This is a genomic window from uncultured Allobosea sp. (assembly GCF_945957345.1).
Lineage (GTDB): Bacteria > Pseudomonadota > Alphaproteobacteria > Rhizobiales > Beijerinckiaceae > Allobosea.
In genome coordinates this window covers 1-7,279 of sequence record NZ_CAMFKW010000094.1, presented here as the reverse complement: position 1 = coordinate 7,279, position 7,279 = coordinate 1, and the positions used below count along the sequence as shown (strand labels likewise).

The 7,279-nt window shown below is 65.4% G+C and carries 6 protein-coding genes; 3 read left to right on the top strand and 3 right to left on the bottom strand.

Features of this window, described 5'->3' with window-relative positions:
* Nucleotides 1–901: 901 nt before the first annotated feature.
* Both Q0Q36_RS24640 and Q0Q36_RS24635 read left to right on the top strand, forming a co-directional pair.
* Complete coding sequence (locus Q0Q36_RS24640; protein ID WP_293802466.1) at nucleotides 902–2,926, top strand: M23 family metallopeptidase; 2,025 nt, start codon at nucleotides 902–904, stop codon at nucleotides 2,924–2,926.
* A gap of 110 nt (nucleotides 2,927–3,036) precedes the next feature.
* Nucleotides 3,037–3,954: an AEC family transporter gene (locus Q0Q36_RS24635; RefSeq protein ID WP_293802464.1), complete on the top strand. Its 918-nt coding sequence runs from the start codon at nucleotides 3,037–3,039 to the stop codon at nucleotides 3,952–3,954.
* Between the two features lie 5 nt (nucleotides 3,955–3,959).
* Here Q0Q36_RS24635 and gluQRS read toward each other — a convergent pair whose 3' ends face one another.
* Nucleotides 3,960–4,856, bottom strand: coding sequence for a tRNA glutamyl-Q(34) synthetase GluQRS (gene gluQRS, locus Q0Q36_RS24630; RefSeq protein ID WP_293802462.1), 897 nt, complete (start codon nucleotides 4,854–4,856; stop codon nucleotides 3,960–3,962).
* A 186-nt stretch (nucleotides 4,857–5,042) separates the two neighbouring features.
* Here gluQRS and Q0Q36_RS24625 point away from each other — a divergent pair, with 186 nt between their 5' ends.
* Nucleotides 5,043–5,687 carry a DNA-3-methyladenine glycosylase 2 family protein gene (locus tag Q0Q36_RS24625; RefSeq protein WP_293802460.1) on the top strand — a complete coding sequence of 215 codons (645 nt, stop codon included), beginning with the start codon at nucleotides 5,043–5,045 and terminating at the stop codon, nucleotides 5,685–5,687.
* A 50-nt stretch (nucleotides 5,688–5,737) separates the two neighbouring features.
* Here Q0Q36_RS24625 and Q0Q36_RS24620 read toward each other — a convergent pair whose 3' ends face one another.
* Both Q0Q36_RS24620 and Q0Q36_RS24615 read right to left on the bottom strand, forming a co-directional pair.
* Nucleotides 5,738–6,517, bottom strand: a complete 780-nt coding sequence (locus tag Q0Q36_RS24620) for an aldolase/citrate lyase family protein (protein ID WP_293802458.1) — start codon at nucleotides 6,515–6,517, stop codon at nucleotides 5,738–5,740.
* Nucleotides 6,518–6,664: 147 nt separating this feature from the next.
* The gene (locus Q0Q36_RS24615) at nucleotides 6,665–6,988 is read right to left on the bottom strand and encodes a DUF1476 domain-containing protein (protein WP_293802456.1); all 324 of its coding nucleotides are present in this window, start codon (nucleotides 6,986–6,988) and stop codon (nucleotides 6,665–6,667) included.
* Between the last annotated feature and the right edge of the window lie 291 nt (nucleotides 6,989–7,279).

The window sequence follows — 7,279 nt, the reverse complement described above, 5'->3', positions numbered from 1 at the left end:
TGTGTTAAGCCTGCCGCCAGCGTTCGCTCTGAGCCAGGATCAAACTCTCAGATTGGATTGAGATTTTGTTCCGGCATCGCACTGCGTATTGACGGAGCCATTACTTGACCGATCAAGCTTTCGCTCAACCAACCAGGCAAATGGTTCTTGTTAAAACGCAGCACACCGAAGTCTCGTTCGACTTGACCCGTAAGCCAAGTCCGCAAGAACCCCGCCGTCCACGTTTCTCTTTCTGTCTTCAATTTTCAAACAGCGGCACTTCACCAAATTCAGACAGGAAACCGTCCGGCGAACCGGCCTAAGCCCCAGCGTCCTAAGGAAGCGCAGAAGAGGCGCCGCTCAGCGGCGGCGCCGTCTCGATGGGCGGTTTATAGGCCAGGCCCGGATTGGAAGTCAACACGCTCGATGAAGTTTTTTTGACGGATCGCATTTCTTTTTCCCATCCCCCTCAAAACCCGCTCCCAGAGCCGCTTTTCGGGGAGTTTTGGCCGATTGGCCGCCAGGTCATATCTCGCCCTGGGCGCCATTCGGACCGATCGACCCTGTTGCGGTGCAAAATTTTTATCCGCGATGATCGCTCGGAACTCGACGCTTCGCATTCTTCGCTCCGCGGCACTGCTTTCGGGCGGCAATCGGTCAGATCAACCCAGCCCGGGATACAGTACGCGCGGGCGCTCGTGCGCAAGCTTGGGTGCGCTGCGGTACGCGGCCCGCGGCGCTTCCCAAAACAGCCGCAATCTCACAGCACAGGAGATCGCCCAAGGCTGAACGGATTGATTCCGGCTTCCGGCGCGGGCATGGTCCTGCCGCGCTTTCGTCAGGACGCGTTCAGGGCGCTCTCGCTTCGGTGAGGGCTGCCATCGAGATTTCGAGACAGCCCGCAAGAAGCAGCCGCCGCTCCATGAACGCCCATCCCGAGTTCGCACAGCCGGTCGAGCCGCTTGCCCCCGAGGCGGCGGCCCTGCTGGTCGACCTCGGCATCGAGCCGCCGATCCAGCCGGCCGACTCCCGTCAGCAGCCGCTCGATCGGCGCGGCGTGTCGCTGCGATGGCTCTTTGCCTGCGCCCTTGTCGGCTCATGCGGCGCCGCCTTGCTCGGCGCGGCGATCCTCGTCGCGATGCGCGGCGACACCAGCTATCCCGAGCAGCCCGAGACGGTCACGGTCCGCTCCTCCTCGGCTGCAGGCGATGGCGGCGGAGCCCGCAAGGCCGACAAGCTCGTCGCCGACCAGCCGGTGATGTCGGCTCGCCATACGCTGCGGGCGCCGATGTCGCAGCGCACCGGCGACCGCGAGGTCATCCGCGTCCGGCCCTTCGTCCGGTTGGCATCCAACCTGTCGCTGACCACCGGCGTCTATGCCACCAATATCCCGCCCTTCAATCCGCTGCGCCTCTTCGCCGAGGGCGGGCAGCCTGAAGAGCGCTATGCGGAGCCGGCCCAGGACATGCCGGATGCCGACGTCACCATCGTCAAGCGCGATCTCGGCGAGCTGACCCTGCCCTCCGGCAAGCCGCAGCTCAGCGATGCCGAGGTGATCTCGCAGATCGAGGAAGAGCGCGCCAACATGGCGAACTCGGGCCGCCAGCGCGCCCTGCCGATCCCGCCGCAACTGATGCTGAGCCGCACGCTGACGGGCACCACCGCGCCGGGCAACGATATCCTCGCTTATGCGCCGGCGACCGACACCCGCTTCTCCGGAATCGAAGTCCGCGTCGTGCCGGAGAACGTCACGAACGCACCGAAGACGCCGATTCCCGCCTCGCGCGAGCCTCTGGTCGAAGACAAGCTGCTGATGGCCAAGCGCGGCGAGAATTTCGAACAGGTCATGCGCGGCGTCGGCGTCACGCCCGAACAGATCCGCACGATGATCGCGGCCTTCGGCGGCAAGATCCGCACCTCGGCCCTGCCCGACGGTCAGGTCCTGCAGGTTCTCTTCGCACCGGGCCCGCGCCCGGGCGATCCACGCCAGATCATGCGCGTTTCGTTGCTCACGAACGGCCAGCCTGACGGCACCATCGCCATGAACGACAAGGGCGCCTTCGTGTCCGTCGACCTGCCGCGCCAGGATACGGCCGGCCCGCAGAAACCGCAGCGGCGCAACGCCGAAGATGGCGACGAGGACGAGGATTCAGGCGGCGCCCGGCTCTATGAGAGTCTCTACGAGACCGGCGCGCGGCATGACCTGCCACGGCCGCTCGTCGACGAGCTCGTCCGCATCTTCTCCTACGATCTCGATTTCCAGCAGCGTGTCCATGGCGGCGACAATCTGGAGGTGATCTTCACCGAAGAGGACGAAGGCGAGCGCGCCGAGATCCTGTCTGCGACGCTCACCGTCAATGGCGAAGCGCGCCGCGTCTTCCGCTACCAGTCCCCGGATGACGGGTTGATCGAGTATTTCGATGAAGAGGGCAAATCGCTGAAGAAGTTCCTGCTGCGCAAGCCGATCGCCGATGGCGAGCTGCGTTCGGGCTTCGGCATGCGCTACCACCCGATCATGCGCTATTCGAAGATGCACACCGGCGTCGATTGGGCCAACAAGATCGGCACGCCGATCCTCGCCGCCGGCAACGGCACCGTGCTCAAGGCCGGCTGGTCCTCCGGCTATGGCAAGCATACCGAGATCCAGCATGCCAACGGCTATGTTACCACCTATTCGCACCAGTCGAATTTCGCCGCCGGGATCGTCCCGGGCGCCAAGGTCAGGCAGGGCCAGGTCATCGGTTATCTCGGCTCGACCGGCCTCTCCACCGGCCCTCACCTGCATTACGAGGTGCTGGTCAACGGCAACTTCGTCAATCCGATGAAGATCCGCGTGCCCCGCGGGCGCGAGCTCCAGGGTGCGACCCTGGCCGAGTTCAAGCGCCAGCGCGACGAGATTCGCGGTTTGATCGAGAAAGCCGGCGGCACGGTCGCGCAATTGCGCTGAACGCATGACGGCAGAGCATTCTGCTGTTCGCTAGGTCTTCGCTGCTTGACAGCGCCCGCGCAAACGGACACCGCGGAACGAGGCGTTTCTCTCGCGCGAGTTCCGAAGCCATGCTCGCTTCCCTTCTCGTCGTCCTGCCCGTCTTCGGGCTGATCGGCCTCGGTTATGTCGCGCGCTGGAGCAAGCTCCTGCGCGAGACCACGGGCGAAGGCCTGTCGGATTTCGTCTTCGTCCTCGCCGTGCCCTGCCTGCTGTTCCGGACGCTCGCCAAGGCCGATATTCCGGCAACCCAGCCCTGGGGCTACTGGGTCGCCTATTTCGCCGGGCTCGCCGTTGTCTGGGCGCTGGCCATGGTCCTCGCCTCCAAATTCTTCTCCCGAAAGGGGCCGGAGCTGGTCGTCTCCGGCTTTGCAGCCGCGCAGTCGAACACCGTCTTCGTCGGCGTCCCGATGATCCTCAAAGCCTATGGCGATGCCGGCGCCGTGCCGCTCGGCCTGCTGCTCGCTGTCCATCTGCCGGTCACGATGACGGCTGCGACCTTGCTGGCGGAAGGCCGCACGGCCTCGATCCCGTTGCTGATCAAGCGCCTCTTCACCCATCCGATCATCATCGGAATCCTGCTCGGATCGGCCGTGCGCCCGATCATCCATCTTATTCCGACGCCGGTCTGGACATTGGTCGACCTGCTGGCAGGCGCCGCCGTGCCTTGCGCGCTGATCAGCCTGGGCATCGCCATGCGCCGTTACGGGCTCGAATCCGGCCTCGCCCTGCCGACGGTGCTGAGCGGGCTGAAGCTCGGCCTGCATCCGCTCCTGGTCTACTGGCTGGCGACGCGGGTCTTCGAGATGCCAGTCCACTGGTCCGGGGTCGCGGTGCTCTTCGCCGCCTGTCCCTGCGGGATCAACGCTTATCTCTTTGCCGAGCGCTACCGGCAGGGCGTCGCCGACGCATCGAGCGCGATCACGCTCTCGACCCTGCTCTCGCTGTTCTCGACCGCCGCCTGGCTGACCTTCCTCGGCGTCGGTTGAACGAGTCAGGTGAAGCCGAGCTGCCGGCGAATCTCCGCCGCGCTGATCCCGTCGTCCCGTAAAGCGCCGAGGCTTTGGGAATCCCGGCTCTTTGCGAGTTTCTGCCCGCCATCGTCGCGCAGCAGGCGATGGAAATGATAGAGCGGCGTCGGCAGGCCCAGCAGATGCTGCAAGAGCACATGGACATCCGTCGCCGCTTCCAGGTCGCGGCCGCGCACGACATGGCTCACCCCCTGCGACGCATCGTCGACGGTGACGGCGAGGTGATAGCTCGTCGGCACGTCCTTGCGGGCGAGCACGACATCCCCCCAGCGCTCCGGCGCGACCGGCACGGAATGCCGGACATCATCCGCATCGAAGACCTCATAGCTTAACGGCCGCCCTGACGCGGCGATCGCCGCCGCCATGTCGAGCCTCAACACATGCGGCGCTCCGGCTGCAATACGCCGCTCGGCCTCGCCTGAATCGAGCCCCTTGCACAAGCCGGGATAGAGCGGTGCGCCGTCGGGATCGACCGGCCAGGACTGCCCGGCCTCGGCTTCGCGTGCAGCAGCGGCGTTGCGAATCTCCTGCCGGGAGCAGAAGCAGGGGTAGATCAGCCCTTGCTGATGAAGCTTCGCAAGCGCGGCAGCATAATCGTCGAAATGCTGGGATTGCCGGCGGAAGCCGGGTTCGAACCGGATACCGAGCCATTCGAGATCCGCCCCGATCCCCTCGACGAATTCCGGCCGGCAGCGCGTCAGGTCGATATCCTCGATCCGCAGCAGCAGGCGGCCTCCGAAACGGCGCTCCAAGGCCTCATTAGTAAGGGCCGACAGCGCATGGCCGAGATGGAGGCGGCCGTTCGGGCTCGGGGCGAAGCGGAAGACCGGCCTGCTGGAATCGGTTGGAGCGGACGCCATCTCCCTTGTTTAGAGCATTTTCGAGCGAAGTGGACGCCGGTTCGCGTGAAGAAAATGCGATAAAACAAAGACCTGGGGCAATTCCGCGATTGGAAGAATTGGGGAATTGCCCCGGGGATTGCACATGCAGGTGCCAAGCCGCTCCCTACTGACGGAAGCCGTCGCCTCTGCCAACGATAGGGGATCATGATTGAGAGAATCACATCCAACGCCGATCTCGAGGAAGGGATGGCGGCGCTTGTCGCCCTGCATCCGGGTTGGCAGCCGATCGTCGCGCGCACGGGCTTGCCGCCGCTCAGGCTGCGCGAAGGCGGCTTTCCCGGCCTCGCCGCGATCATCGTCTCCCAGCAATTGTCGGTCGCGAGCGCGCGCGCCGTCTGGAACCGCTTCGCCGGCGTCTTCGTGCCGCTGACGCCCAAACGTGTCCTGGCGGCGACCGATGACGACATGCGCCTGTCAGGGTTGTCACGACCCAAGCAGCGCACCTTGCTGGCGCTCGCAAACGCCCTGGTCGAGCGCCGCTTCGCCTTCGAGGCGCTCGAACATGCCTCTCCCGAGGAAGTCCACGCGCAGATGACGGCGATCTCCGGCATCGGCCCCTGGACGGCCGATGTCTACCTGCTGTTCTGCCTCGGGCATCGCGACGGTTTCGCGGCCGGCGACCTCGCCATCCAAGAGGCCGCCCGCCACGCCTTCGGCTTGGCCGCCCGCCCGAAGCCGGCCGAGCTCCAGGCGATGGCAGAGGCCTGGCGGCCCTGGCGCGGCGTCGCGGCGCGATTGCTCTGGGCGGATTACGCCTTGCTGAAGCGTCGCGAGGGCATCAACGCCTGAAACACCCGCCCGAAGAAAGGGAACCATTCCCGGGCCGATGCTCGGACCGCTCAGCTCCGCGTGATCTTCAGCGCCGTCGACGCCGCGGCGCGCAGCATCGACGAATCGCTCATCACCGTGACCATGCGTGCACCCATGGCGAGGCCCTGCTTGGCGCGCTCCGCCGTCGCGCAATAGAAGGCGACCGGCTTGTTCACCGCCGAGGCGCGGGCCACGACATGCTTCAGCGCTTCATCGACCTCGCGCGCGGTCGCATCGACCTTCGCCCCGCCGGACAGCGCGATCGACAGGTCGGACGGCCCGACGAACAGCGCGTCGATCCCGTCCAGCGCCAGGATGTCGTCGACGATCGCCATCGCCTCGCGCGTCTCGATCATCGCGAAGGTCATCGAGAAGCTGTTTGCGGCCTTGAGATAGCTGTTCTGGTCGAGGCCCGAGGCCCCGAGGCCGCCATAGCTGCCCCAGCTGCGCTCGCCCATCGGCGGATATTTGGCATAGGCCGCGAAGCGCCGGGCATCCTCCATCGTATTGATCATCGGCGCGATCACCCCGGAGGCGCCGCTGTCAAACAGCTTCGAGACATTCTGGAACTCGCCCACCGGAATGCGCCCGATCACCGGCTTGCCGGCGGCATTGATCAGCGGGATCGCACGGATCACCTCGGCCAGCGTGATCGGGCCGTGCTGCATGTCGAGCGTGATCGCGTCGAAATCCTCCTGTGCCAGCGTCGCCGAGACGGACGGATCGGGCAAACCGCACCAGGCCGAGACGATGCTGTCCCCCTTGGCGAAGCGATCGGCGAGGGAGGACAGGACGGTGGACTTGGCCATGGTTTTCATCCGCTTTCGGGCCGCGCTTCGGACTGTGGCTGCGGCGAACGCAGGTTGCCCCGCGCCAGGCCCGAAATGCAAACGGGCGCCCATGCGCCCGTTTCAGAGACGTCCTGCGTCAGCCGGGATGCACCCGGCGGCCAGACCTTACCGACCCGCCTGGATTTCGTCGGCAGCCTTGATCAGCAGTTCGCTCATCACGGTCCGGATTTCGGCATCCGCCACGGCGATTCTGGCAAGCGCGAAGTCGTTCTTGACCTTGCGCACCACGTCCTCCTCGCCGGCCTCCTCGAAATCGGCCACGACCACGGACTTGGCATAGGCATCGGCCTCGGCGCCGCTCTTGCCGAGCTTCTCGGCAGCCCAGAGCCCGAGCAGCTTGTTGCGCCGGGCGGTCGCCTTGAAGCGCAGCTCCTCGTCATGGGCGAACTTGTTCTCATAGGCGTCCTTGCGCTGGTCGAAGGTCGTCATGCGGCGTCCATGTCCTTTCCGGGGAATATACCTTCCAATCATATAGGTTGGCGGCGGGCCGAGGGCCAGTCTTCAGCGGTCTTTAAGCCTTGGGAAGCCTCCAAACGCCGATTTGTTGCGTTTACGGCCGAGACACTCCATATAGCAGGCGCGTGGATGCCTCTGGTGCCCGCGCAATGCTGCCAGCGCCGTTGCCGCCATCGGATTCGCGTCCGACAGGCCGATAGCGCCGGATTAAGAACAGATCAGGGGCCAGATCCCGCCGCGACCCCATCGCGTCCAGAGAAGGGC